Annotated in this window: 30 protein-coding genes and 1 pseudogene; 24 read left to right on the top strand and 7 right to left on the bottom strand. The window is 33.3% G+C overall.

The window, feature by feature from the left end; all coding sequences use genetic code 11:
- Positions 1-123: 123 nt before the first annotated feature.
- The 17 genes and pseudogenes from TL18_RS01095 (at position 124) to TL18_RS01175 (ending at position 12,808) form a co-directional block, all read left to right on the top strand.
- Positions 124-2,823, top strand: coding sequence for an STT3 domain-containing protein (locus TL18_RS01095; protein WP_067040121.1), 2,700 nt, complete (start codon positions 124-126; stop codon positions 2,821-2,823).
- Positions 2,824-2,876: 53 nt separating this feature from the next.
- Positions 2,877-3,971 (top strand): GTP-binding protein, encoded by a 1,095-nt coding sequence (locus TL18_RS01100; protein ID WP_067040123.1) that lies wholly within the window; start codon positions 2,877-2,879, stop codon positions 3,969-3,971.
- An 18-nt stretch (positions 3,972-3,989) separates the two neighbouring features.
- Positions 3,990-4,535, top strand: a complete 546-nt coding sequence (locus tag TL18_RS01105; protein WP_067040126.1) for an adenylate kinase family protein — start codon at positions 3,990-3,992, stop codon at positions 4,533-4,535.
- 386 nt (positions 4,536-4,921) lie between these two features.
- Positions 4,922-5,161, top strand: coding sequence for a hypothetical protein (locus TL18_RS01110; protein ID WP_156064480.1), 240 nt, complete (start codon positions 4,922-4,924; stop codon positions 5,159-5,161).
- A gap of 30 nt (positions 5,162-5,191) precedes the next feature.
- A complete protein-coding gene (locus TL18_RS01115) occupies positions 5,192-5,587 on the top strand; it encodes a type II toxin-antitoxin system VapC family toxin (protein ID WP_067040132.1) in 396 nt (131 codons plus the stop codon).
- Between the two features lie 206 nt (positions 5,588-5,793).
- On the top strand, positions 5,794-6,159 hold the full coding sequence (locus TL18_RS01120) for a ribonuclease P protein component 4 (protein ID WP_067040135.1): 366 nt from the start codon (positions 5,794-5,796) through the stop codon (positions 6,157-6,159).
- The gene (locus TL18_RS01125; protein ID WP_067040139.1) at positions 6,128-6,385 is read left to right on the top strand and encodes a YhbY family RNA-binding protein; all 258 of its coding nucleotides are present in this window, start codon (positions 6,128-6,130) and stop codon (positions 6,383-6,385) included. The genes TL18_RS01120 and TL18_RS01125 overlap by 32 nt, the downstream gene beginning before the upstream one ends.
- Before the next feature lie 96 nt (positions 6,386-6,481).
- A pseudogene (locus tag TL18_RS01130) lies at positions 6,482-6,916 on the top strand (30S ribosomal protein S19e); the annotation flags it as partial.
- A 328-nt stretch (positions 6,917-7,244) separates the two neighbouring features.
- On the top strand, positions 7,245-7,601 hold the full coding sequence (locus TL18_RS01135) for a DNA-binding protein (protein WP_067040142.1): 357 nt from the start codon (positions 7,245-7,247) through the stop codon (positions 7,599-7,601).
- Between the two features lie 5 nt (positions 7,602-7,606).
- Positions 7,607-8,191: a hypothetical protein gene (locus tag TL18_RS01140; RefSeq protein WP_067045309.1), complete on the top strand. Its 585-nt coding sequence runs from the start codon at positions 7,607-7,609 to the stop codon at positions 8,189-8,191.
- Positions 8,192-8,217: 26 nt separating this feature from the next.
- The gene (locus TL18_RS01145) at positions 8,218-8,373 is read left to right on the top strand and encodes a 50S ribosomal protein L39e (RefSeq protein WP_004032463.1); all 156 of its coding nucleotides are present in this window, start codon (positions 8,218-8,220) and stop codon (positions 8,371-8,373) included.
- Positions 8,374-8,385: 12 nt separating this feature from the next.
- Positions 8,386-8,631 carry a 50S ribosomal protein L31e gene (locus tag TL18_RS01150; RefSeq protein WP_067040145.1) on the top strand — a complete coding sequence of 82 codons (246 nt, stop codon included), beginning with the start codon at positions 8,386-8,388 and terminating at the stop codon, positions 8,629-8,631.
- 42 nt (positions 8,632-8,673) lie between these two features.
- Entirely contained in the window at positions 8,674-9,348 is a 675-nt protein-coding gene (locus TL18_RS01155; RefSeq protein ID WP_067040148.1) for a translation initiation factor IF-6, read from the top strand.
- Positions 9,349-9,372: 24 nt separating this feature from the next.
- Entirely contained in the window at positions 9,373-9,597 is a 225-nt protein-coding gene (rpl18a, locus tag TL18_RS01160) for a 50S ribosomal protein L18Ae (RefSeq protein ID WP_067040150.1), read from the top strand.
- 19 nt (positions 9,598-9,616) lie between these two features.
- Positions 9,617-10,048 (top strand): prefoldin subunit alpha, encoded by a 432-nt coding sequence (gene pfdA / locus TL18_RS01165; protein ID WP_067040152.1) that lies wholly within the window; start codon positions 9,617-9,619, stop codon positions 10,046-10,048.
- A gap of 177 nt (positions 10,049-10,225) precedes the next feature.
- Positions 10,226-11,746, top strand: a complete 1,521-nt coding sequence (gene ftsY / locus TL18_RS01170; protein WP_067040155.1) for a signal recognition particle-docking protein FtsY — start codon at positions 10,226-10,228, stop codon at positions 11,744-11,746.
- A 3-nt stretch (positions 11,747-11,749) separates the two neighbouring features.
- On the top strand, positions 11,750-12,808 hold the full coding sequence (locus tag TL18_RS01175) for a CapA family protein (RefSeq protein WP_067040157.1): 1,059 nt from the start codon (positions 11,750-11,752) through the stop codon (positions 12,806-12,808).
- Positions 12,809-12,850: 42 nt separating this feature from the next.
- Here TL18_RS01175 and TL18_RS01180 read toward each other — a convergent pair whose 3' ends face one another.
- Entirely contained in the window at positions 12,851-13,228 is a 378-nt protein-coding gene (locus tag TL18_RS01180; RefSeq protein ID WP_067040160.1) for a DUF4258 domain-containing protein, read from the bottom strand.
- 50 nt (positions 13,229-13,278) lie between these two features.
- On the opposite strand from TL18_RS01180, the gene TL18_RS01185 reads away from it, so the two are divergent.
- Positions 13,279-14,733 carry a sodium-dependent transporter gene (locus tag TL18_RS01185; protein ID WP_067040163.1) on the top strand — a complete coding sequence of 485 codons (1,455 nt, stop codon included), beginning with the start codon at positions 13,279-13,281 and terminating at the stop codon, positions 14,731-14,733.
- Between the two features lie 167 nt (positions 14,734-14,900).
- Here the strand turns inward: TL18_RS01185 and TL18_RS01190 are convergent, their stop codons facing one another.
- Both TL18_RS01190 and TL18_RS01195 read right to left on the bottom strand, forming a co-directional pair.
- Positions 14,901-15,116 (bottom strand): hypothetical protein, encoded by a 216-nt coding sequence (locus TL18_RS01190; RefSeq protein WP_067040166.1) that lies wholly within the window; start codon positions 15,114-15,116, stop codon positions 14,901-14,903.
- A gap of 10 nt (positions 15,117-15,126) precedes the next feature.
- On the bottom strand, positions 15,127-15,825 hold the full coding sequence (locus tag TL18_RS01195) for a hypothetical protein (RefSeq protein ID WP_067040169.1): 699 nt from the start codon (positions 15,823-15,825) through the stop codon (positions 15,127-15,129).
- A 369-nt stretch (positions 15,826-16,194) separates the two neighbouring features.
- On the opposite strand from TL18_RS01195, the gene TL18_RS01200 reads away from it, so the two are divergent.
- Complete coding sequence (locus TL18_RS01200) at positions 16,195-16,620, top strand: hypothetical protein (protein ID WP_067040172.1); 426 nt, start codon at positions 16,195-16,197, stop codon at positions 16,618-16,620.
- A 49-nt stretch (positions 16,621-16,669) separates the two neighbouring features.
- Here TL18_RS01200 and TL18_RS01205 read toward each other — a convergent pair whose 3' ends face one another.
- Positions 16,670-17,578, bottom strand: a complete 909-nt coding sequence (locus tag TL18_RS01205) for a hypothetical protein (RefSeq protein WP_067040175.1) — start codon at positions 17,576-17,578, stop codon at positions 16,670-16,672.
- A 140-nt stretch (positions 17,579-17,718) separates the two neighbouring features.
- Here TL18_RS01205 and TL18_RS01210 point away from each other — a divergent pair, with 140 nt between their 5' ends.
- The 3 genes from TL18_RS01210 to TL18_RS01220 all read left to right on the top strand — a co-directional run bounded on the left by TL18_RS01210 (position 17,719) and on the right by TL18_RS01220 (position 23,314).
- Complete coding sequence (locus TL18_RS01210; RefSeq protein ID WP_067040177.1) at positions 17,719-17,901, top strand: MarR family transcriptional regulator; 183 nt, start codon at positions 17,719-17,721, stop codon at positions 17,899-17,901.
- 810 nt (positions 17,902-18,711) lie between these two features.
- Positions 18,712-22,287, top strand: coding sequence for an Ig-like domain-containing protein (locus TL18_RS01215; protein WP_231483622.1), 3,576 nt, complete (start codon positions 18,712-18,714; stop codon positions 22,285-22,287).
- An 88-nt stretch (positions 22,288-22,375) separates the two neighbouring features.
- Positions 22,376-23,314: a hypothetical protein gene (locus tag TL18_RS01220; protein WP_156064483.1), complete on the top strand. Its 939-nt coding sequence runs from the start codon at positions 22,376-22,378 to the stop codon at positions 23,312-23,314.
- A gap of 14 nt (positions 23,315-23,328) precedes the next feature.
- On the opposite strand, the gene dmpI is transcribed toward TL18_RS01220, so the two are convergent.
- Positions 23,329-23,517: a 4-oxalocrotonate tautomerase DmpI gene (dmpI, locus tag TL18_RS01225; RefSeq protein ID WP_067040186.1), complete on the bottom strand. Its 189-nt coding sequence runs from the start codon at positions 23,515-23,517 to the stop codon at positions 23,329-23,331.
- Positions 23,518-23,581: 64 nt separating this feature from the next.
- Here dmpI and TL18_RS01230 point away from each other — a divergent pair, with 64 nt between their 5' ends.
- The gene (locus TL18_RS01230) at positions 23,582-24,040 is read left to right on the top strand and encodes a deoxyuridine 5'-triphosphate nucleotidohydrolase (RefSeq protein WP_067040189.1); all 459 of its coding nucleotides are present in this window, start codon (positions 23,582-23,584) and stop codon (positions 24,038-24,040) included.
- A complete protein-coding gene (locus TL18_RS01235) occupies positions 24,037-25,569 on the top strand; it encodes a thiamine pyrophosphate-binding protein (RefSeq protein ID WP_067040191.1) in 1,533 nt (510 codons plus the stop codon). The genes TL18_RS01230 and TL18_RS01235 overlap by 4 nt, the downstream gene beginning before the upstream one ends.
- A 2-nt stretch (positions 25,570-25,571) precedes the next feature.
- On the opposite strand, the gene TL18_RS01240 is transcribed toward TL18_RS01235, so the two are convergent.
- Together TL18_RS01240 and TL18_RS10890 are read right to left on the bottom strand one after the other, a co-directional pair.
- Positions 25,572-25,823, bottom strand: a complete 252-nt coding sequence (locus TL18_RS01240; protein WP_067040194.1) for a hypothetical protein — start codon at positions 25,821-25,823, stop codon at positions 25,572-25,574.
- Entirely contained in the window at positions 25,816-26,280 is a 465-nt protein-coding gene (locus tag TL18_RS10890; RefSeq protein WP_197031829.1) for a DUF2953 domain-containing protein, read from the bottom strand. Before TL18_RS10890 ends, TL18_RS01240 begins: the two co-directional genes overlap by 8 nt.
- Positions 26,281-26,287: the final 7 nt, after the last annotated feature.

The raw sequence follows: 26,287 nt of genomic DNA on the forward strand, positions 1-26,287 counted from the left end.
TTTATATTAATTACAATTTCAATATTTTTATTTTGTTTAGAAAAATTTAATGTAACGATTAATTTATTGTTTTGATAATTATTATTGAAACAATATTCTTCAATAAATTTAATGAGGATTTATATGAATAAAGAAACAGCGATGACAATAACTAAGTCAGTAATTATCATTTTAATCTTGTTAGCCGTTGTTTTTGCTATTAAAATGCCGGCCGCAGATTTAAATGCAATTCCTGACGATGCTAAAGGATATTATACTGATTCTTCAGGTCTTCCTTATTTCAGTGAAATGGATTCATATTATAACTTGAGGTTGACTGAAGATTATGTTGATCATGGTTTTGTCGGAGACAAAATGATAAATGGTAGCGAATGGGATATGCATAGGCTCGCTCCAGATGGAATGGAAGTTAATTATGAGCTTGGAATTGTGCAAGTCACATCATTCCTTCATGATATGGCCAATAAGTACCTTGGAAATTACTCTGTTAAAGAGGTGGCATTTTGGACAGGTGCAATCATATCTACTTTCGCAGTAATTCCGGCGTATATCTTTTCAAGAAGATTGACAAATGATTATGGGGCAATAGTCGCAACGTTGCTTATAGTACTAGCTCCAAACTACTTTGCGCACACATTCCCAGGATTTTTCGATACAGATATGTTCTACTACATTTGGGCATTATTCTTCATATTCTTCTTTGTAGAGAGTATACGTTCAGAAAATATTGTATTCAAGATTTTATTTGCAATTTTATCAATTGTTTCAGTGGGATTATTCTCACAATCATGGACTGGTTACATATTTTACGTAGGTCTCATGGGCGTATTCTCAATTGTATATTTAATTGCTTGTTACTTCTTTAATGTTGGAGAAGATAGTCCGAATGAGTACTCTAGCAAATTGCAATGGTTTGTTCACCAAATTGACTTGAAATCCATTATTATTTTAGGTGTAATCGGATTTGCAGGTCTTGCAATTTTCAAAGGATTAAGTGGTGTAACCGGTATTTTCGGAAGTTTATTATCATTACTTTCCTTGCAATCCGCTTCTAGGGTTGTTAGTGGGTTCCCGAACGTTCTCGTTTCTGTTGCAGAGATGCAAATTCCATCAATGCTTGGTAAAGGTATGGAATCCATGTTTTTAGCTAACACAAATGGTGCAGTTAACGGTATAGGTGGTATGGCTGTCTTGTTAGCAGGTTTATCTGTATTATACACTTTTGTTTCAAAAGCTCTTAAATTCAGACCTGAAAAAAGAGATTCCACTTCCTCTTCCAGTAAAAAACCGCATAAATCCAAAAGGGAATCTTCATCCAAAAAGCTTGATGATAAATTCAAATTTAACCTTGATTTGTCTGGAGTTAAATTCAGTTCAATTGATGAAATCTTATCAGATAAACGTTTAACTATATTATATGCATCATTATTTGTTGTATGGGTAATTGGTACTGCACTTGCGGTAACTAGAGGTTCAAGATTTATTACTACTCTTGCATTGCCATTTGCTCTTTTAACAGGTATTTTTGTAGGATTTGCTATAGATTATATTAAAAATAAATTAACTGATGACAGGTGGCTATTAGTAATCATCGCTTTGGCAGCATTTTTAACTGCTGTTCCATTGTCTAAGATTAATCTAGTTTGGGGAATAGCAATATTTGCAATAATTGTAGCTGCAGGTGCTGTTACAACTTATGTTCTCAAATCCAATTCAGCATCCAGTAAAAATATTCCAATTAAAAAGTATGTTGCCGTTATAGCGATTGTACTTGCATTGACATCACCTGTCGTATGTGGTGCTTACCAAACTTCAGAATATGTTGTTCCGGGTACAAGCGACCCGATGTGGAATTCAATGCAATGGATTAATGAAACTCAGAGCGACGATACTGTAATCACATCCTGGTGGGACTTCGGTTACCTCTTTGAGATTGCTGCTGATAAACAAGTAACATTCGATGGGGGTTCTCAGTCAGGTGACCGTGCGTTCTGGTTAGGTCAGGCGATGACTACCGACAATCTGGAATTGTCTGCAGGTATTTTCAGAATGCTTGATACATCAGGAGATAAGGCTGTTGATGCTTTAGTAAACATTACCAATGATACTGGTAAATCAACAGATATCCTTATTGATATTTTACCGAAAACATCTTCCGATGCTCAAAAAACATTGGTAAACAAATATCACTTGTCAAGTAGCCAAGCTAAAGATGTAATTCAATACACTCACCCTTCAAATCCACGTCCGGTAATATTTGTAGCATCTTCAGATATGCTTCAAAAAGCAGGTTGGTGGACCTACTTCGGTGAATGGGACTTTGAAAAACAAGATTCCACAAACTACAATTATCATATTCCAACAGAACAGCTAGAAGTTAAACCAGGACAGTCCGGTAAGTTAGCATTGTATAAAGAACAAGGAACAACCATTAATGCAATCGTTGAAAGAGGCACTGGTAATAATACTACTACTGCACACACCGAAGCGGTTTATACAGAAACCGGAAAACAGATTATGATAAACGATACCCCATATAACCCATTAAACATATCTAATCTCATGGTTGTTGAAGATGGGCGTTTAATGAAAAACGAATCTGTTGGTGATGTAAAAGATGCAAATTACACTATGTTCTTGATTGGCCAAGATAATATGTACACACCGATATTGATGAGCAATAACTTGACTAATTCAATGTTCACTAGACTATATCTTTTAGGCGGTGCGGGTCAAGAAATATTTGAAAATGTCCATTCAGATAGTGGTGTACTACTGTTTAAAGTAAACTTTGATAAAACTGCAGCTGGCAAAGGTAGTTAGATTAGGTTTTTTCCTAATCTTTCTTTTTTTTATTTTTGTAATATGGTGATTTAATGGGGATAGAAGAGAAAATAAAAGACATTGAGGAAGAGATTCAAAAGACACCATATAATAAAGCTACCTCACACCACATTGGTAAACTCAAAGCAAAATTATCTAAATTAAAAGAGGAATCTTTACAAAGAAGCAGTGGCGGGTCTAAAGGACAAGGTTTCCACGTTAAAAAAAGCGGTGATGCTACTGTAGTGCTTGTAGGATTTCCTTCTGTTGGTAAATCTACTCTCTTAAATGAAATTACCAATGCTGAAAGTAAAGTTGGAGCTTATCAATTTACTACATTAGACATTGTTCCAGGAGTAATGGAACACAAAAATGCAAAAATTCAGGTATTCGATATTCCAGGAATTATTACCGGAGCAAGCAGCGGTAAAGGAAGAGGTAAAGAAATCCTATCTGTAGCCCGAACTGCTGATTTGATTTTAGTTGTTTTGGATACCTTAAATCCACAACATTTGGATGTTATTTTAACTGAATTAAGAAATATTGGTATTAGGCCTAACGAAAGACCTCCTGATGTTACAGTTAACAGAAAAAAACTTGGTGGAGTTAAAGTTTCTTCAACCTGTCCGCTTACTCATTTGGATGAAAAGACAATAAGGTCAATCATTAATGAGTACGGTATGCATAATGCAGATGTGCTTTTCCGTGACGATGTAACTATGGACCAATTTATTGACGTACTCGATAGAAATAAAACATATGTTCCATTGTTGGTTTTATTAAATAAGGTGGATCTTGTCGATGAGGCATACATTGAAGAGCTTAAGAAATACATTCCGGAATTCATTCCAATTTCCGCTGATAAAAAAACAAATATTGAAGAGCTTAAAGATATAATCTTTGATAATCTGGATCTGGTAAGGGTTTATTTAAAACCTCAAGGAAGAAAGGCGGACATGGAAGATCCGTTGGTTATCAAGAAAGGTTCTACCGTAATAGATGCATGCGGCAAACTCCATAGGGAATTTGTTAAAAACTTCAGGCATGCGAAAGTTTGGGGAACATCAGTTAAATTCCCAGGTCAAAAAGTCGGTCCCGACCATGTACTTGAAGATGAAGATGTTTTAAGAATTATTTTGAAAAAATAATTCTTTTTTTTGATTTTTATGAGCCAAGCTATTTTTATAACAGGAACTCCTTGTACAGGAAAGACAACTGTCAGTGAAGTTTTATCTTCAAAATTAAACTGTAAATTAATTAAAATCAATGATTTGGCAATTGATAATGATTTTGTTTTAGGTATTGACGATGTCAAAGGATATAAAGTCATTGATATTGATGCATTAAACGAAAAGGTTTCAGACATTATTTCAAAAAGCAATGAATTAACTATTTTTGAAGGGCATTTAGCGCATTTGTGCTCTGGAGCAGATAAAGTAATTGTCTTAAGGGTGCATCCTGATATTCTACGTGAAAGACTCGAAGCACGCAATTATTCCGAGTCAAAAATCCGTGAAAACCTTGAAGCTGAAGCAATGGGCGTTTGTACTGCAGAAGCTTTTGAGGAGTACGGCGATAAGATTTCTGAAATTGATGTCAGCGAATTGTCCATTGAAGAGATCGTCAATGTTATTTCAGATATAATCAACGGAAAAGTTGAGTTTCCCGTCGGTGAAGTCGATTTCATGGAATGGCTGATTTCAAATGCCTAGTTTTTTTACATCAATTTTTTACACTTAAAACAATTTTCTTAAATCGCCCCAATTTTTATAAATCACTATAATTTTTATTATTTTTATCAATACGTACTTGTGCTTTTTTGTAGTTTAAAAATATTTAAATATAATTTGTTTCATATATTTATTTGACTTTTCTAGCTAGTTTAGTTCAAAAGTGTTTGTGTATTTAAATATTTAATAGCTTTTGAACAATAAAACTTTGATAAGGTTGTGATATTATCGTTAAAATAAGTTTTGATATTGATGATAATCTATTAAATGGTTTAAAAATGCAAGCATCGAAAAATAAATCTCAAAAAGAAGATTTGATTAAAAAATATATCATAAATGGCTTAAATTATGAAAATGGGGTCGATAATATGCAGTCAGTAAATATACCTGATGAGATAATGTTAAAGATGAATGATAGATGTAGAAAAATCCATTGTAATCCTGAAAAACTGATACATGCAATACTTTTTGATTATTTGAGAACTGTTGAGAGAATTCCCAGCACAATTGATTGTCAAAAACTTTATAGCATGCTTGAACATGACAATCCGGATGGTGATGATATTTTAGAAAAACTTAGCCGTTTGGGAGATGTCGGTTGGGAATAATATTCATTAAACACCACAGGGAGTTGAATCATGATTTTCTTAGATACTTCTTATATTATTGGATTAATTATTAAAAACGACCGTTACTGTAATATTTCTAATGATATTAAATCAAATTTGAAAAATGAAGCTAAAATAACTAATATAACTGTTTTAATTGAGGTATTAAATAGTTTGAATAAGTATAATTTTCATGGTGATGTTGGAGAGTTAGTAAAATATTTATTGAGTTGTAACATTTTTCATTTTTTAACTTTTGATGATTATCAAATAGCAATTAATTTGTTCAAATATTATGATGGTGGTATCAATTTTTCAGATTGTACCATTTTAGAATCAATGCAGAAACATGGAATTACAAGAATTGCATCTTTTGATTCGGATTTTGACAAAATCAGAGGCATACAAAGAATTGGAGGGGTTTAAGGTTAATTTATTTTTTTTCGTATGAATTTATTTTTAATTTAAAAATCCTATAAATCCATAACCTTTATAAATAGTGATAAACATAATTATTCTTAATATTCATATTAACCTAAGGTTAAAATTTTTAACTATGGTTTTTGTTTTAAATTGCGCAAATCATTTTAATCCAATCATGAATATTATATCCTACATAAAGGAGGATATTTTTGAGTAGAGGAAAACGACCAAAGTGGATGATTAATATTGCGATTGAAAGAATGAATATTCTTTTTGAACGTGCTGAGATGGAATTCATCACCCATCCCGAACGATCTCATCGCTATGCAGAGCTTGCTTTGAAATTATCTACTAAATACAATACCAAAGTCCCCGAAGAATGGTCAAGAAGGTATTGTAAGAAATGTGGGAAGTTCCTTTACCCTGGTCATAATTGCACCGTCCGGCTAGTTAACTCGGAAGTTAACATTTTATGTGGTGAATGTGGCCATGTAATGAAGATTCCTTATCATAAGGAAAAGAAAAATAAAAGGAGAGCTAAATATGAGTCAATCAAAAAAAGAAATGATGAATAGAGCTCTTTCCGCTATGACAATTAACATTGGTAAAAACGGCGTTAATGAAAATGTTATTGAAGAAATCAAACGCCAACTTGAAGCTAATGAAATTGTTAAACTTAAATTTGCAAAAAATATCGCTAGAGATAAAGATAAATATATAGATGACATTGTCACTCAAACAAAATCAAAACTTATCGATGTTAGAGGACATGTTGCTGTTATTTATAAGAAAAAGCCTTAAACATTATAAATTTAGAGTTACAGGCCCTATTTTTTTAGGTCTTAAATTTACAGTGGATTAAGCTACAATTATTTAATAAAATATTGGAGAATTAATATGACTACTGTATTTGATGTACCTGCAGATTTATTAATTAAAAAAGTCGCAGAAGAATTTAAAAACAATGATAAGATCAATTCCCCTGCATGGTCCAATTTTGTTAAAACTGGTGTTCACAAAGAAAGAAAACCAGAAAATGCTGATTGGTGGTTTATAAGGACTGCTTCTATTATCAGAAGAGTTTACATCGATGGTCCTGTAGGAGTTATGAGTTTAAGAACTTTTTACGGTGGTAAAAAAGACCGTGGTGTACGTCCTGAAGTATTTAGAAAAGGTAGCGGATCTATTGTCAGAACTGCTTTACACCAACTCGAAGATGCAGGATATGTGGAAAAAGTTGAAGGTGGAAGAGTTGTTACTCCAGCAGGAAGATCATTCTTAGATAAAATGTCTGGTGAAATCATTAAAGACATTCCTGATCTTGAAAAATTCGATAATCAAAGTGGATCTAGTGATGATTCCCGTCCTCATTTGCTTGATAAATTAACTTCAGCTATAAATGAAAATTCCAAAATTGAAGATTCAGATAAAGAAGAATTAATCGGAGTCATTTCAAAAATCGATGCTGAACGTGAACATTTATCAAAAGCATTCAACGAATTTAAGGATGAAATTGAAAGTAAACATTCAAAATCCGTAGATGAATCATTCGCTTCATTACACAAAGAAGATTTAAGTGCTGCTGTAGACTCACTAGTAAAATCATTAAGGAGAAAACATTAAATAATATTTTTAACAGGATTATTAGGGAGAGTTTGATATGAGCGAGTTAGATGAAATTCGTCAAAAAAGAATGGCTGAATTACAGGCTCAGCAAGCTGCTATGCAAAACCAAGCTCAACAACAAGCTATGGCACAAGCACAACAGCAAGAGGCTCAGGCACAATTTGAAGCTCAGAAAAAACAAATCTTAGTTCAAATTATGACTCCTGAAGCTCGTAATAGATTAGCTAATCTTAAACTAACAAAACCTGAACTTGTTAATCAAATTGAACTTCAATTGATTCAATCTGCTCAAGCAGGTAGTTTAAGAGGTAAAGTAACTGATGAACAGCTCAAAGTATTGTTAAGACAAATAGCTGGTCAGAAAAGAGAAATTAAAATTACAAGGAAATAATGTCAATGAAAGCTGGCGTATTATATAGTGGAGGCAAAGATTCATCTTTTGTGGCAGTAATGCTTAAAAGATTAGGCCTTGACGTTGAATTATGTACCGCAAACTTTGGTGTTTATGATTCCTATATTCCAGCCGGCAAATCTGCTGAAGCATTAGGCTTTAAACATAATGTCTTAAAAATGGATTATGACATTCTAGACAAGACATGCGAGATGATTATGGATGACGGATTTCCAAACGATGGAATCAAATTCATTCATGCGCAGACTGTTGAAAAAATAGCAGATGATTATGATATTATTGCAGATGGGACAAGAAGAGATGACAGAACTCCAAAATTAACAGTCAATCAAATAAGAAGTCTTGAAGATAGGAAAGATGTTCAATACATCAACCTTGACAGTTTCGGACACAAGTCCGTCAAACTAATAACTTCAAATCTATTTGAAATCTCACATGAAAAATCAAATAAGGACAACAGTTCTGATTTTGAGGTTGAAATAAGGACTTTGATTGATGAAAAGGGAGGAAACTCATTGGATATATTCCCGGAACATTATCAAACTCGTGTTATTGGATATAAAAAATAATTATTATATGTATTACAGGTGAGAAAATGAGTAGAAATAAACCATTAGCTAAAAAATTAAGAATGGCAAAAGCAAACAAACAAAATAGGAGAATTCCAATCTGGGCTTATGCTAAAACTAATCGTAAACTTAGATACAGACCAAAACCTAGACATTGGAGAAGAAACAGTCTTAAATTATAATGAGGGGTTATTATGGAAAGAGTTTACACAATTCCACTTAGAAATGTAAAAGATATCAAAAGGACCATTAGAGCTCCTAGAGCTATCAGAGAAATAAGAAACTTCTTAACCAAACACATGAAAGCTGAAGAAGTTAAAATTGATGAATCTATCAATCATGCTATCTGGGAAAGAGGTATCCAAAAAATACCTTCCAAAATTACCGTAAAAGCAGTTAAAGATGAAGATGGTGTTGTTACAGCTACTTTAGCAGAATAGCTTTGATACCATACCAAAAATTGAGTAATGTGAGGTAACAATATGTTAAAAAGAGTAGATATTGTAGGAAATCCAAATTTAGGAGTATTTATTCTAGCAACAGATGATTTAGCTATTGTTCCTTATAACCTTATTGATGAAAAGGTGGAAATTATTAAGGAAACATTAGAAGTTGACGCTGTTAAATCTTCTATTTCTGGAAGCAGCCTTATTGGATCTTTAGCTGTAGCTAATTCAAATGGTTTAGTTGTTTCCCCACATGTTTTAGATAGAGAAATTAAACAGTTTGAAGATTTAGGTTTAAATGTAGCTACTGTTCCAGGTCGTTACACTGCATTAGGAAATATCATTGCAGCCAACGACAATGGAGCTATTGTCAGCCCATTTTTATCTGAAGATGCAATCAACATTATTGAAGAGACTTTAGACGTAAATGTCAAAGCAACTTCCATGATTGGAAGCGACATTATTGGTTCTTTAATCCAAGTTACAAATAAAGGATTTTTAATAAGTTCAAAAGCTGTTCAATCTGAAGTTAGACTTGCTCAAGAAGTATTTGGTGTAGAAGGGGATATCGGTACTGTTGGAAAAGGAATTCCTTTAGTTGGTGCTTGTTCCATTGCTAATTCAAATGGTGCAATCGTTGCTAAAGATAGTACTGGTCCTGAAATGGCTAGAGTTGAAGAAGCATTAGGCTTTTTAGATGATGATTTTTAATTAATATATCATGAGGGATTTTATATGATAACAAAAATTTACAGAGTTAAAGGTACTTTTGTAATGGGCGATGAATATCATAAATTTACTAAAGAATACAAAGCTACTTGTGAAGCTGAAATCGAAGAGAAAATCTACGAACGTTTCGGAAGTAAACATGGTATTAACAGGAACCAAATTTCTATCGAAGAAATCGAAGAAATCGCTCCTGAAGATGTTCTTGACCCAATCGTAAAAGAAATTTTATAAACACGTCGAGGGTGTTAATATGGAAGATCAACAAAGATTAAACAGTCTTCTTAATGAAATCAATGCATACAGACAACAAGCAGAATTAATCCAACAACAAATTGAATTAATCCAAGCTTCCATTGCTGAAGTTGATGCATTATCCAACACTTTAGATGATATCGAAGGTCAAGAATCTGTTGAAGCTTTTGTACCTGTAGGTGCTGGTTCTTTTATTAAAGGAGAACTTAAAAGTACTGATGAGATTATTGTAAGTATTGGTGCAGGCCTTGCCGTTAAGAAAGATGCTGACGGTGCTCGTGAAATAATCGCTGGACAAAAAGAGGACTTGAAAGATAGCTTAGATAAAATGTTAGCTAACTTACAACAATGCAGTGATATTGTTGGAAGTCTTCAAGCTCAAGCTGAACAAATCGCGGCAGCAGCACAAGGCAATATAACCCAAATGTAGAAATACTTTACAATTCTTATCTTTTTTTATTTTTTTTATTTTTAAATAGTTATTTTCATGTTTGGACTGTAACAAAAAATTGTATTAAATTGCATTTTTTAGCTCTTTTTTAAATAATATGAAAAATATAGATATACATAATTAAATTTTTAAACTAACTAAAAGGTTGGATTAATTTTGTTCGAATCATTGAAAAAGAAATTTTCACGTACAAGTGAAAAGTTGGAAGAGGAGCTTATTGAAGAAGCAGAAAAAGAAAACAATCTTCAAGAGGAATCTGGTAAAAGATTTTCATTTTTCTCATTCGGGAGGAAAAAAGAAGATGTTGAAGAAGATGAATCTAATCTACTTCCTGAAGCTGATGACGAAGAGGTCGATGAAGAAATTGAAGAAAGCATAGGCACTGAAACAGAAGAAGCTGAAGAAAAAGTCGAAGAGAAGAAATCTCGCTTCTGGAGTCGCAGCAAGGATAAATCTGATGAGGAAGAAGAGGAAGATGATGAAGATTTAGATGATGATGAAGAAGAAGAGGTTGTTGAAGAGAAGAAATCTCGCTTCTGGAGTCGCAGCAAGGATAAATCTGATGAGGAAGAAGAGGAAGATGATGAAGATTTAGATGATGATGAAGAAGAAGAGGTTGTTGAAGAGAAGAAATCTCATTTCTGGAGTCGCAGCAAGGATAAATCTGATGAAGATGAAGATGAAGATGAAGATGAAGAGGAAAAAGAGGAAAAATCTCATTTCTGGTCTAGATCTAAAAAAGAATCTGCTGACGGCGAAGCCAGTGGAGGAATTTTCTCATTCGTAACAGAAAAAACCATTTCAGAAAAACATGTTGAAGATATATTATTCGAACTTGAAATGGAACTCCTTCAAGGAGATGTTGCAATGGAAGTTGCAACCGAAGTTGTTGAGAATGTAAAAGAAAACCTCGTCGGTAAAAAAATCAAAAGAAGCAATGATATCACAGAATACACATTCTATGCATTGAGAGATGCAGTAGCTGAAATCATTGATATTCCAGGAAAATCAATGACTGAAATGATTGAAGAGAAAAAGGCCGCCGGCGAACCTCTTGTTGTAATGTTTGTTGGAATCAACGGTACCGGTAAAACAACAACCATCGGTAAATTAGCTAATTACTATCTTAAAAAAGGTTACACTCCTGTAATTGCCGCTTCAGATACTTTCAGGGCAGGAGCTATTGAACAGGTTACCTATCACGCTGATAATGTTGGAGTTAAAATCATTAAACACCAAAAAGGTTCAGATCCTGCGGCTGTTGCATATGACGCTGTGGAACATGCAAAAGCTCAAGGAAAAGAGTTAGTTTTAATTGATACTGCAGGTAGAATGCAGACTAATACCAATCTTATGGATGAAATGAAAAAGATTAAGAGAGTTTCAAAACCTGATTTAGTCATATTTGTAGGTGATGCATTAACAGGTAATGATGCAACCGAACAGGCTAAAAAATTCAATGAAGCTATTGATATTGACGGTGTAATTTTAACTAAAGCTGATGCAGACAGTAAAGGCGGTGCATCACTTTCAATTGGTTATGTAATTAAAAAACCAATCATGTTTTTAGGTGTAGGCCAAGGATATGATGATATTAAAGAATATGATGCTGAATGGATGTTGAATCAACTATTCAGTGATGTGGATGAAGAGGAATTGGCAGCTGTGGAGGATTAGGTCATGAAACTTAAGCATATTTTACTCATAATTCTATTAATTCTGCTTGTAGTTGCTACAGGAGCTACATTAATCGGTGAATTTAAAGAGATGGTCACTGAACCTAAGGGAAATGCTTCTGTTGTAGTTACAGGTGATGTTATGTTTGCTCGAAATATGCCTGCGGTTTTAGACTTTGATTCCAGTCCATTTAGAGGAGTGACTGATGTAGTTTCAACTGCAGATTTATTGCTGATTAACTTTGAAAATGCGGCCACATCATCGGAAGATGCTGTGAAGGGTGATGTTCCTTTAAAATGCGACCCAAGTTATGTTCCATTAGCCAAAGCCAATAATAATACTGTTGCAGCTCTGGCAAATAATCATGCATGTGATTATGGAATTTCAGGTATGAGAGACACTATTTCCAATCTGAAAGATGCCGGAATAACTCCAATGGGTGCCGGTGAAACAGAAGCAGATGCTCACAAAGCATACACTGAAGTAATCAACGGAAGAAAAATAACTGTATTGAATTATATGGATTCAAATGATTTTTCCGAATATAGCTATGATGTCATGCCTTATGCTAACGGCTCTTCACCGGGATATTCCGCATACAGTTCCCAGGATGCACAAAAACAAATTTCTGAACATAATGATTCGGATTTAATTGTGGCATATTTACATTTCGGAAACGAATATTCCCACTCTCCAAATGAAGATCAAGTTAAGATGGCACATGAATTAATCGATTATGGGGCAGATGTGGTTATTGGTTCCCATCCTCATGTAACTCAAGGAATTGAGATGTATAAGGACAGACCAATATTTTACAGTTTAGGAAACTTCATTTTCGACCAATCTAATGAAGATACACATACAGCTTACTTTGTTCAGTTGAATTTAGTAAATGATACATGTAACTGTAATGTTTATCCAATCCATATTTCCAATTACTTGCCGATTCACATGGGTACTGAAGATGGTTATAATCTTTTAAGTGGATTAACTCCTAACTGCGAGGAATTGGATATTACAAATGGTGTAGGTAGACTTAATTTCACTTTGTCTGACAAGTGAGGTTTAACAGATTAATTTCGTATAAGTGATTTCAATAATCACTTACCATTTTCTTTTTGAAAGTGCTTTCAATCTCTTTTTTTCTATATTTTTCTCTTTTTCTGATTGGTATTGCCTTTTCTGGCGATTGGTTGTTGTTTCATTGTTTCTCATAATTGTTATAAGGTCAATTGAATTGCCGCTACAACCCATCAATACTCTGATTTCTTTGTAGTCTTTGTTAATTGGGGCCGGAAATACGACTGCATATGTATTGCTGTCTATATGCTCCCAGCTAATTGGTTCTTCATTCATTATGCAATCTATGATATATTGCCTTGATATTCCATTATCCTGCAATCTTTCAATGAAATGTCTGTTTTCAAAACACCAATTTATGCCTGATGTTTCACCCATTATAAATTTGTCAAATACGTTCATCAAAATTAATATGTAAAACTTATTATATATTGTTTTACAAAAATTTAAGTATGAGTCAAAGGGTGCAATGGGATTCAACATTGGCTTTTATTTTTGCAATGGTGGGAGCCGCTGTTGGTCTGGGTAATATTTGGAGATTTAGTTATGTACTTTATTCTAATGGTGGTGGATCATTTTTCATCCCATACTTTGTAGCAATTGCTATAATGGGAGTTCCTTTTTTAATATTGGAATATGGTGTTGGTTTCTCATTTAAGGAATCGTTTTCAAATATTTTGCGGGAGATTAAACCCCAATTCGAGTTAATTGCCTGGATGTTGGTTTTATTTGTATTTCTAGTTACAGTCTATTACATGGTTATTTTAGGTTGGGACTTTGTATATCTTATGAGCAGTTTTAAATTCAACTGGGGAACAGATACTGCAGCATTCTTTGTAAATGAGGTAGGTGGAAGTTCAAACCTTGCTGATGCGGGTTATCTTTTAATACCTACAACTATTGCAGTTTTAGTATTGTGGTTTATTTTATGGTTTATTTCACAAAAGAATATTGATGAAGGTATCGGTAAAGTTTCAAAATTCCTCATTCCGGCCTTATTTGTTATAATGGCAGTCATCATTGTTTATGCGTTAACCTTGCCGGGAGCAAGCATAGGAATTAGCACTCTTTTAACTCCTGACTGGAGCAAGTTATTGGACATAAACATCTGGCTTGCGGCATTTGCCCAAATTATATTTTCATTGAGTATGGGTCAGGCCATCGCAACCACATATGCAAGCTATTTGCCTGATGACTCCAAATTAATTGATAATGTCTTGATTGTTGTTGCATCAAACTCATTATTTGAAATATGTACTGCATTTGGCGTATTTTCAATTCTTGGACATATGTCCTATTCATTTGGTATGCCAATGGTTCAGTTAATTACTGAAGGTACTGGTTTGGTATTTGTTGTTTTCCCAATGATTTTCAATGTAATGGGTCCTATTGGTCACGTTTTAGCACCGTTATTCTTTTTAGCAATTCTATTTGCAGGAATAACTTCTGCATTAGGATTTTTCGAACCGATGTTAAGCTCAGCCACTGAAAAATTTGGCTGGTCAAGGAAAAAAACTGCAACCCTGCTGTCAATTGTTGGTTGCGCAATTTCACTATTGCTAACATGCGGAATAGGCAGTTATCTTGTTCAAATCATTGACACTTTTGTAAATGAATTTGGAATATTGCTTTTAATTGCCGTACAATGTATTATATTTGCATGGTTCTATGGTGTTGATAAATTTTTACCTGCATTGAATAAGTGTTCTTCATTTAAAGTCGGTAAAATATGGATGTTTATAATCAAATACTTATTGCCTGCTTTTTTAATCATTATCTGGTTAATTGGTATTGTAAAATTGTTTTCAACATCAAATGGCTTAGAATTGCTTATTGATTCAGTAATAGTTATTGTGATAGCGGTTCTTTCAGTTCTATTGTCCAAAATTAATTATATTACTAAATAACTTTTCCCTATTTTCCATTATTTCATTGAAAAAATATGACATATAATTAATTGCACGAGGGATTTAATCATTTTTAGATGGTATTCCATTAAAATTATTGGGCTGTTTTTTAGAATTCAAGTTTATAAAATAAAAGAAGATATATTAAATCATGTTATCTGCATGATTCAATAAGTTTTGTATGCATCGTAACCTGCATATAAATGGTATAATGTACTAATCGCACTTCCAAAAATGTTGTTGGCAAAATAATAGATTAATGCATGAATCACAAGCATTACTATAAAAAAGATTATGGCTCTTTTTTTATATCCATTAATCGCCTGACCAAGTCCTGGAAGTATAAAGGATAATACTCCATTTACCAAGGCATCATTTTCCATTTTTTCACCTCTAAACTCCTAATAATAGTAGAATAAAAATAAATGCATCTGTAAAAAGATGAGACATGTAGGGAACAAATAGGTTTTTAGTTTTATAATAACCATAAATTTCAAATATGGTTCCTAAGCCCTGAATTAACAATGCGGAAGCTATTGTAATTGTAAATCCATCATAATGGAGCAGTCCAAATCCAATCATGATCATAATTGCCGATACAACCATTGCCAATTTACGATTTGAAGTGTATTTGTAAACAAGCCTCATAATAATCATGAGCGGAATGAATTTCAATAATTCTTCTCCCATCATTGAAAATATTAAGGATATGGTCATTTCCACATTAACAACAAACGCATCATCGACCACACTACTTTCCAGACCCGCTAGTGTTATTATTTCTCCCATAACAACTGAGTATATGATGTAACCTATAAAAAGAAGAACTGCCAAGCCTATCTCTTTTTTTGTCGGTTTTGTGAATATTAAAGAATAATCCCAATTTGAAAAGTAAAGTAATGGGATTAAAATTCCAAAACAGAAAATTAAAGATCCAATAAACGGATATTGGATACTTACAATGATATTTAATAAAAATGAGATAAAAACACAGATTAACAATACAATCCATGCTGTTTTTGAAATTCTCGGATTGTGATTATAATAGGGAAAATCTTTGGCGCCATCTTCAAATTTAAAAAAATCACTCATTTCAATCACTAAGTTAATATTATTTCATAATAACTTATAAAATTTGCCGGCAAGTAAAAAAATTGTTAATAAAAAAATAGGGGTTGTTAAGTCTAAAGGATAAACCTTTAGACCTTAAACTAAAAATAATTTTAGTATAACACGGGAGTGTGTTACAAATAAATATATGATTTCAGGTATTATTTAAATTTTAACTTATTTTTACATGCCTAAAAATTCTTTTATCAATTTATAATAATTTTCAAGATAAACGTAGTTGACATTTTCCGTTTTTCAACATTTAAAATTGCATTGAATACTATTTTTAGCATAACTTTTTATTTTAGGTAGGAACATAATATTAATTAACAGTTTTTTGGGGGTTTTGAAATGAATAAAAAAATAGTAGTTATTTTATCTTTAACTATTTTGGCTATTTTGGCCGTAGGTGCTGTGTCCGCAGCTGAAGTAACTATCGGGGGATTGAATTTCACTGTTCCGGATGGCTACAAAGAAAACGTGACACAGGAAATTGTAAATTCGGAAAATCAAGTTGGCAGAATTAATTACACCATGAATGCAAAAGTATTTGAAAAAGGAAACAGTGAGATTGCAGTGCTTGTTAGCGATTATGGAATCTATAATGTTACCGATGAAATTGTACAACTCGTCGGCGGACAGCAAAAAACCATAAAAAACGTTTCAGGCTTCTATAATATGGATGGTAATTTCACCTCATTTAGCTTTGCTAAAAATGGTGACTTAGTTGTTCTATCAGCTAATGATGAAAAAGCTATTGAAGACTTTTTAGGATGATTCAATTCATTCTACTTATTTTTTTTAAAAAAAGAAAAAAAGGAGTACTCTAGAAGAACTGAGTACTGCTGTCAGGATTTAAAGTTACAGTTTGAGTGCACTGCAGATTACCGTCTAAATCATATAATTCGATATATGCTTTGTCAGGATAATGAGTATATGCATCTGCACTGTTAATATTCACATATCCATCATCACCGATAGTTGCTGTAACCATATTTCCAACGTTTAAGCTATTGCCGTCACGATAATATTTGATTTTAATTATAATGGATTCACCAGGGTGCCCTCCATCAATGTAAATTTTAGCATTGGTCTTATCGTCTAGGCCTGATCCGGTTTTGAAGATACCTCCACCAATGTAAATCTGACCACTAGTCTTTTTACGTGTATCCTCAGTTTTTTTCGGTTCTGGTTTTGGTTTTGGCTTTTCAACTGTTTTTATTACCTTTTTGACAGGTGTTGTATTTTCCTTAGCTTTAGGTGAGGTAATATTGTCTGTGTTTTTGATTTTAACAGAGTCAATCATTTCATTTAAGACATGGAGATCGGAACCAATAAGAATCAAATCAGTATTATTTATTGTTTTAACAATTTGATAGCCTCCATTTGAATGGTATACCTTTTCTGTACCGTTTTTATTGATTAAATCCATGCTTATAGGAATTAATTTATCAGTCATATTCTTATTAATTATTATGCCTTCAACCTCTTTAGTATAATTGCCGCTATTTTTCCAATAGACCATTCCTTTATCGCTTTCATTCATAATATTTTTAATTGTGAAATTTGAACCTTCAGGAACCTTTATATCAAAATATTTAAAATCAGCGTTTTTTAGATTAACATCATATGCAGTTACATTTTCTTTAGGTGTGGTGTTTTGTGCAATGACAATCCCTCCCAAGACCAGTAAGATAACTGCAATTGCTGCGATAATAATTGTTTTTGAATTCATTTTATACACCTACTTGATATTATGGTCGGTCTAATATATATTATTTAATTATTAAGATAGACAAATAATGAATTGTGTAAAATAAAATTTCAATTATTCTTTTTGAAGTTAATTGGCACAAAAATTATTAGGTGAAAAAAATGGATGACAAAGAAAAAGTGATTGAAGCATTCAGAAATTCCGAAGACCCTTTAAACGCTAAAAAGGTAAGTGAACTTTCTGGTGTTGAGAAAAAAGAAGTAGATAAAATCATGAAAGAATTAAAAAAGGATGAAACTATAGTTTCTCCAAAAAGATGTTATTGGACACTCGCTGAAAAATAATATCTTTTACTTTTTTCTATTTTTTGAATAAAAGTTTTATAATGAGTTTCTTGAATGGAATTTTTTTCTAGAAAATGCATATCTTTCCTTCATTTTTTATTTTTTCAGCTTTTTCATTATTTATGTTTGAAATTTCATGCTTTTGAAATTTAGATTTAATTTTATTTATTTTAAATATCTTTTTTTAAATGAAGTTCAATTGACTATATGATACATCCTTAAAAAGGGAGTTTCAGCAACTTTTCATTTTTAAGTTTTAAGAAGGCATACATTTTTTCGATTTTTTAAAAATTCATCATTTTCGGATAACTGTCTTTCATATGGGGTGTTTTATTTTATAATTTAAAGATCAGATAATCCACATTAAAATATCTGCAGTTTATAGTTTTTATGGATAAGGGGGCTCTGATTATCTTTTATTGTAAAAAAATAGCCTCCTAGTAAGTCTTTATTTTTTCCATATTTTTAGTTTAAAAAAATGGCTATTCTTATTTTGTCGAATAATGCTTTAAAATTTATAATTTCAATGATTAAAGCTTTATTAGAGATGATTCAATTTTATATTTTTGTTTTCAAAAAATACATTAATTTTCATGCTTTACACTTGAAATGCACCTCTCACCTATGAGTAAAAATCATGGTAATTTTATCAGAATCACGAGTTTTTCATTATTTTTTTATTTTTTTAAAATAAGTGGTAAATTGGAAAATTGCCTTATTTTAATAATTTATATATAGGCGTGGCTAATAGATAATCAATTATATATTAACATTTAGGGAGATGTTATTATTTTGAAATCTAATAAAGTCATGATAGTTGGTATTTTTTTACTAGCTATTTTCGCAATTGGGGCTGTCAGTGCAGCCGAGGATATTGACACGACAGATAATGTTCTTGCAATTGACTCTGTCGATGAAATTGAAATAACACAGGAAGGCTCTGGTGAGCTTTTATGTTTGGCTGGAGACTCCAGTGGGGAAATTTTAGAGGAGGATGGAAATTCATATTCTGGTGGAAGTTCCACTGTTGACTCTCACTTTTATGGAACTACAATGACTGAACTATCTAATTTCATAAGACCTGCTGTTGATGGTGATGTCATTTATTTTGAAAATGATATCACCTCAGATCAAGCTTTTGAAAATACAACTAATGGAATACAAATTAACAAATGCATTACAATTAATGGTAATGGGCATACAATTGATTTAAAAGGGTTAACACCGGCATTCTTTATTAAAACAACCAATGTTGTCTTGAATAATCTGACAATTAAAAATGGTCGAGCTTTCCAGAATGGGGGAGTTATTACATCAAGTAGTGTAGGTTCTTGTACCATAACCAACTGTATTTTTATGGATAATGCTGCGGAAGAACGTGGAGGGGTCATCTATTTAAATAGTGCCGATTCTTGCAATATAATCAATTCCAATTTTATTAATAATCAGGTATTATCATCCAGTATAGGTTATGGCGGTTCTATTTTTGCTGTCAATCATATTAATGTAAGAAATTGTACTTTTACCAACAATAAAGGAAATTATGGTGGTGCCATTTATTTAAAAAGCACAGGTGATTTGGCCGGTTGTAATTTTGTTGGCAACACTGCAGCCGGAAAGGGCTTTGGTGGTGCAATTTATGCTGAAAAATATATAAATTTAAATAATTGTAACTTCAACAACAATGACGCAAAATATGGTGGTGCTGTTTATTCAGCAAGCAGCGGTTCATGTGATTTGACCGGTTGTAATTTTGTTGGTAACACTGCAATAGAAGGTGCTGGTGTCTACAGCTTCAATCGGGCTAATTTAAACAATTGTAATTTCACTGATAATACAATTTCCAATAATGTGGATAATAAGGGTGCTCGTGGTGCTGCTTTCTATGGTTCAGGTTCTTTTAATAATTGTAACTTTATCAATAATCATGCACAAAGTGATAAGAGCTATGGTGGTGGACTCTACATCAAACAAGATTCCACAATAATCAACTGTAATTTCGAGGATAATACTGCAGAAATAAGTGGCGGTGCTGTTTATGCAGGTGTCGGCACTACTTTAGAGATAATTAATTCTAATTTCATTAATAATCGTGCTCAAGGTGCTAATGGTTATGGTGGTGCTGTTTTTAGCAATATGACCAATGATTTAATTAGTAATTGTAACTTCACTAATAACTATGCAAAAAATACCGGTGGTGCAATTTATTCACCAATTGGGGATTGCAATTTAAACGATTGTAATTTTTATGATAATGTTGCAGAAAATATTGCAGGCGCAATTTATTCAGTCAATGGTGTTTATGAATTAACTGATTGTGATTTTACCAACAATGCAGCAGAATCCGGTGGTGCTTTTTATGGTGGCGGCACATTAAACAATTGTAACTTTACTAGTAATAGTGCTACTGCAAATGATGGCGGTGCTGTTTACAGCCTATTGAATTCCAATATGAATAACTGTATTTTCGTTGGCAATTCTGCAGGCCGTAACGGTGGTGCTACTTACAACAAGCAAACCTCAAATACAAACAATTGTATCTTTAACAATAATAATGCAGGCCGTAACGGTGGTGCAGCATTCAATGTTAATGCAAACAATTGTGATTTTGTAAATAATAATGCACAAAGTGATAACAGCGGATATGGAGGCGCGATGTATCAAGGTGATGCATCCAATTGTTATTTTGTAGATTGTTCCGCAGCCAAAAGAGGCGGTGCAATTGCTAATGGTAATGCACATGATTCAATATTCATAAATTGCGATAATCCATACGGTGTTGTTTATAATGGTACTTCTGAAAATTGCATGTTCACTGAATCACCGGTTTTATACTGTCCGGACATTACTGTTGATTATGGTGAGGCAATATCCGTGCCAGTAAGAATTCTTGACAAGGATGGCAGTGATGTTAACGGATTGCCTGTTGATGTTAAAGTTTATGAAGGCAATAAGCTGATAGATTCTTTTGCTACAGAATCAGGTTCTAGTGTAACACTAGACGTTGATGCAGGTAGCTATATTATTGCATTAACTAGCAAATATATTGACCCGATTAATGCTCGCCTTGTTGTTAATATTCCAAAACCAAGCCCATTTATTTCAGCACCTCCTGTAACAACCCAATACGGCAAAAACGCAGTCATCACTGTTAATTTATTCAGTGATGTTCCTGGAAATGTAAAAATCACCATAAATGGTAATACTCAAAAGGCAAAAATCACAAACGGTGTTGCAACATACACAGTTTCCGGATTAAACTATGGCCTATATCCTGTTGAGATTTCATATCTTGGTAACTACAAATATGCTGCTGATTCAATTAACACTACTCTTAAAGTGAATAAAAATTCACCAATAGTCTCAATTGTTGCAAATGATATTGCATACAATGAAAATGCAACAGTAACAGTTAATTTAGCAAAAAATGTGGCTGGAAATGTAAGAATAACTGTAAATGGAGTAACTGAAAAAGTTAAAATTGTAAATAAATTAGCATCTGCAACATTCACAGGTTTAAAAGCCGGCACACATGACGTAAAAGTAACATATGCAGGTAATATTAACTATGTTGCTCAAACAAAAACAGCAACTTTAAAAGTTGTTAAAGGAACTCCTATTATTTCAGCTGATGCTCCTGATGCAGATTATGGTGAAGATGCTGTTATCTCTGTTGCTTTATTTAAAGATGTTCCGGGCAATGTAAGAGTTACTGTTAATGGAATTTCCGAAAGGACTAAAATCACAAATGGTGAAGCTACTTATACAGTTTCAGGTCTTAAAACTGGATCTTATGAAGTAACAGTATATTATGCGGGCAATGTTAATTATAATGCACAAACTTTTAAAACTACTTTAAATATTGTTAAAGGAACTCCAATTACTGCAATTTCTGTTAATAATATTAATGTTGGGGATACTGCTCAAATTAATGTTTTAACCGCAAAAAATGTCAATGGTAATATAAGAATCACTGTTAATGGAGTAACTGAAAGAGTTAGAATCGTAAATGGTGTGGCCACTCTAAATGTAACTGGTCTAAAAGCAGGAACTTATGATGTAACTGCAGTTTATGCGGGTAGTACTTATTTCAACTCTCAAACAAAAACTGCAACATTAACTGTAAGCAAAGGTTCTCCAGGCTTGTCATTTACCGCAGTAACAAAAAGTGGTAAAACCACTGTAACTGCCAAAATTGCTCAAGATGCTCCAGGAAATGTGAAAATCATCGTTGATGGTGTTAATACATACACTGCAAAAATCACAAATGGTGTTGCAACATATGCCATTTCAGGTTTAGCAAGTGGAAGCCACACAATCAAAGTAACCTACGGTGGAAACTATAAGTATACTTCACAAAGCAGAGCAAAAACAATAACTGTTTAAATAGAGATTAAATTCTCTATTTTTTTCTCTTTTTTCCAAATACATTTAAATCCCATATAAAATAAACTAATTATAAAAGACTTTGAGTATGAGTATAATGGGTGAAAAATACATTAGAAATAATAGGAACTCCTATAATATCGTTAAGAATTCAAAAATCTATGCTAAAATCACGGCTTTAGATGATGCCATTTTTATAAGGGACTTATTGATAAAAAAAAATTGGGATTTGAATAAGATTCCAGAAACAGTCAAAAAAGATGATAATTATTTAGTTTTGGCAGTCATTGACGAAAAGCTTCATCTTTTGGCTAAGTTCAAATCCAAACCGGACTCTGAAACCATAATAAAACTCACAAAAAACAAAATCAGAAACCCGAACAATTCCAAATATGGTCTGAACATCACAAAAGTCTTTGATACCTATGTAATCAAAAAGCAAATCGCATCAGACGAGTATATTTTCGGCTATTATGATAATTTGGCTGATGCACAGTTTGTTAGAAACTTTCTTCTGGATAACAATTGGAACGTCAATGAATTTGGCGAAATAGAATTCGATGAGGAGACCGACTCATACAAAGTCATAAAAGTCATTGATGATAATGTCTATGTTATCGATTCCTATGACTCAAAAGATGAAATTGACTTAAAAAAATCATATGAAAATTTCCTATCCCGGATTTCAAAGCACAAATTCGGGCTTGCCAGTCAACCGCACCTGGACTTGTTAAAAGATAAAATCCCTGAATTGGAAGAAGAATTTGATGTAAAGACAAAAGATGATGTGTGGTCTTTTGAAGATGTATCTTCGCCGTTAAATGATATTATTTTCAATTTAACTCCATTTCAGCAGAGCGTATATGATTCAATCGATTCAAACACTTCTTTGGATGAAATTAAAAAATCAATGATAAGGTACAAGTCTAAAAATTTCGATAAAAAAATCTTAAAGAACATTGATGATTTGATTGAATTGAATCTAATCGAAATGGTTGATGATGAGGTTTATAGAAAAACGGATTAGATAAGGAATATTGTCTATTCCCTATCGCTTAGAAGTTCACCGGCTACTCCAATACTTTCCTTTGGATAAGCTTGAACCAGTACGGTTATAGCTTCAACAGGCAAATCATATGCGTCAGCTACAACTTTAGATACGTTTTTAACCATTTCTCTTTTCTTTTCGACACTTATTCCATCATTTCCAGCTATTGTTATTACAGGCATGTTATCACCATTTAAAATTTATTAGATAGGTTGTATAAATAAATTATTAAAAGGTTTTGATAAAATGCTCGGTGAAAAAGAACTTGTTAAGTTGTTTCCAGATTTTGCGGATTTGGTGCAGCCTTCTGGAATTGATTTGGAATTGGATAAAATATACACACAGCAAAGCGGTGGCTCACTCATTGACAATGAAAAGAACTTGCCGGAAATTAAGGAACTTGAAGGTGATATCTACACCTTAAAGCCACATACTGCATATCTTGCAAGCATTAAAAGGAAAGTTAAGATACCTAAAGGTTATACAATGCTTTATCTTCCTCGCTCAACACTTTTAAGGTCATTTATTTCAGTTCAAACTGCGGTTGGAGATCCTGGTTTTTATGGAACATTGATGTTCATGATCTACAATCACGGCGAATATGAGTATAAAATCAAATCAGGCGACAGGATTGCACAGGCTGTCGTATTTCCGGTTGAAGGCTCAGGGGAATATGACGGTTCTTATCAGGAGGTGGAAGAGTGAATGTAGCTGACAGATTTGTCCAAATCCTTGAAGAGGAAGGTATTGTTGATGTTTTTGGAATTCCCGGCGAGCAAATTATGCCTCTTTACAAAGCATTATCAAAATCCAGCATTAACCATGTCTTGACAAGACACGAGCAGGCAGCGGCCCATGCGGCTGACGGTTATTACCGGGCAAGCGGAAAAATCGGGGTATGCATTTCAACAGCGTCCCCAGGGGCACTGAATTTTACAATGGCCGTAGCTACAGCATTCAAGGATAACATTCCCATGCTGATTATAACAGGGGACAATGAGTTAAAGTACAGAAATACGGATTATTTCCAATCCACTCCACAAGTTAATATATTCAAGCACATAACAAGAGCATCATACAATCCATTGAACGGTACCGAAGCGATGTATGTCTTAAGGGCAGCTATTTATGAGCTTAAGACAATTCCAAAAGGACCAATTCACATTAACTTGTCAAAAGATGTGCTTTTGCAAGAGGAGTTCAATGATTTTGACTTGTGTTATCTGTGTGAAGATGATTTATCCAATTTAAGTAAAGCTCAGGAGTTAATTAATAATTCCCAAAAGCCATTATTCATTTTGGGGGCAGGTGCAATCACCCAAAAGGACAACATCCAAAGGATTGCAGAAAAATACCAGATTCCAGTCACTACAACATTTCATGGTAAAGGAATTATCCCTGAGGACAATCCCTTAAACTTGGGATTGGTGGGAATACGCTCAACACCACGCGCAAAATATGCATTTGAAAATTCAGACTGCATAATTGCATTAGGCGTTAAGGCGTCTGAAAGAACATTTCCAGAAATTCCTGAAAATCTGATTCATGTAAACATCAACAAGGATGTCTTAATAGGAGACTATCCGATTCATGGAAAAGTCGAAGACTTTTTGCTTGAAACAAGATTCAGCAAAACCAATTGGCTAGATGAAATTTTAGAGATTGATAACCGTGTTGAAATTGAAGGTCTTGATGATGATTTAAAACCGCAGGCTGCAATTAAAAGAATTCTGGATAAATTTGCCGACAACATTATCGCTTCAGATGCAGGGTCCCATACCACTTGGACTACTCTTTTGAAAAGGTCAAAACGACCTGGGCAATTGTTGTTTTCAGGGGCAATGGCGCCGATGGGTTATGGTCTGCCCGCAGCTATTGGTGCAAGCATTGCAACTGGTGAAAAGGTAATTGTCATAAATGGCGATGGGGATGTTCAGATGAACATTCAGGAATTGGCAACAATAAGAGAGAACAATCTTGATATTGTCATGTTCATTTTGAATAATTCAGAGTTTGGAATTATTCGCCAATGGCAGGAAGACTTTTATGATATGGAACCTTACCAAGTCAAATTGCATAATCCTGACTTTGCAAAATTAGCTTCAAGTTATGGAATTGATGGGGCTAGAGTTGATAATATAAAAGATTTGGAATTGTTGTTGGAAAAGGATTTGACCGGACCGTTTGTTGTGGAAGTCGTCGTTGAAAGTGAAAATATCCCCCTTCCGGAATAATTTCAGAGGGTTTTCACATATTCTTTAATAATTTCATCAATTTCAACTGCATCATGTAGGGGTGCGAAGTAAAATTCACCATTTTCTTTATAAATTATTCCAACAGGCATAATGGATGCTGATGAAATCATCCCTTTTATGGAAATGATGTCAATCTGAAACACAAATGTAAATCCACAAAGTTGGCGGAAGCCATATTCATTGATTTTTTCGATGTTGAATTTGTCTTCAATGAATTTTTTAATGTCATCCATTCATAACACCTCTGATTAATGTTCTAACTTCCTTTTTTGAAATCAATCTTAATGCCGGTGGGATCAGTTTTAACAGGTTGATGTCAAGCTCATTAATTCCTTCCGCATCAAGAACACTTCCATTGAAACTGGGTTCGGCAGTTAGCCTTGCGTTTTCATGAGCATTATTCACGATAGTTAACAGTCCCCAGATGTATCCGATGTATTGTGCAGTATCTGCATAGGAATCAAGGCCAAAAATAATGTGATTTTTAAGTTTTTTAATTTTTATGCATTTTACAAATGACTCCAAAAATGTTTTGAAGTCTTCAAAACAAGGTTTGGCTAATTTAAGGATTTCTTTTATGTCAGTGCCACTTTCCTCATCATCTTCTTCTTCCTCTTCTTCATAGTCTTTATCCTGTGATGGGAAAGTGATAGAGTAAATTTTGATTTTTTTTAAAATAAGTATTTTCAAACATCCT

The organism is Methanobrevibacter sp. YE315 (assembly GCF_001548675.1).
Lineage (GTDB): Archaea > Methanobacteriota > Methanobacteria > Methanobacteriales > Methanobacteriaceae > Methanocatella.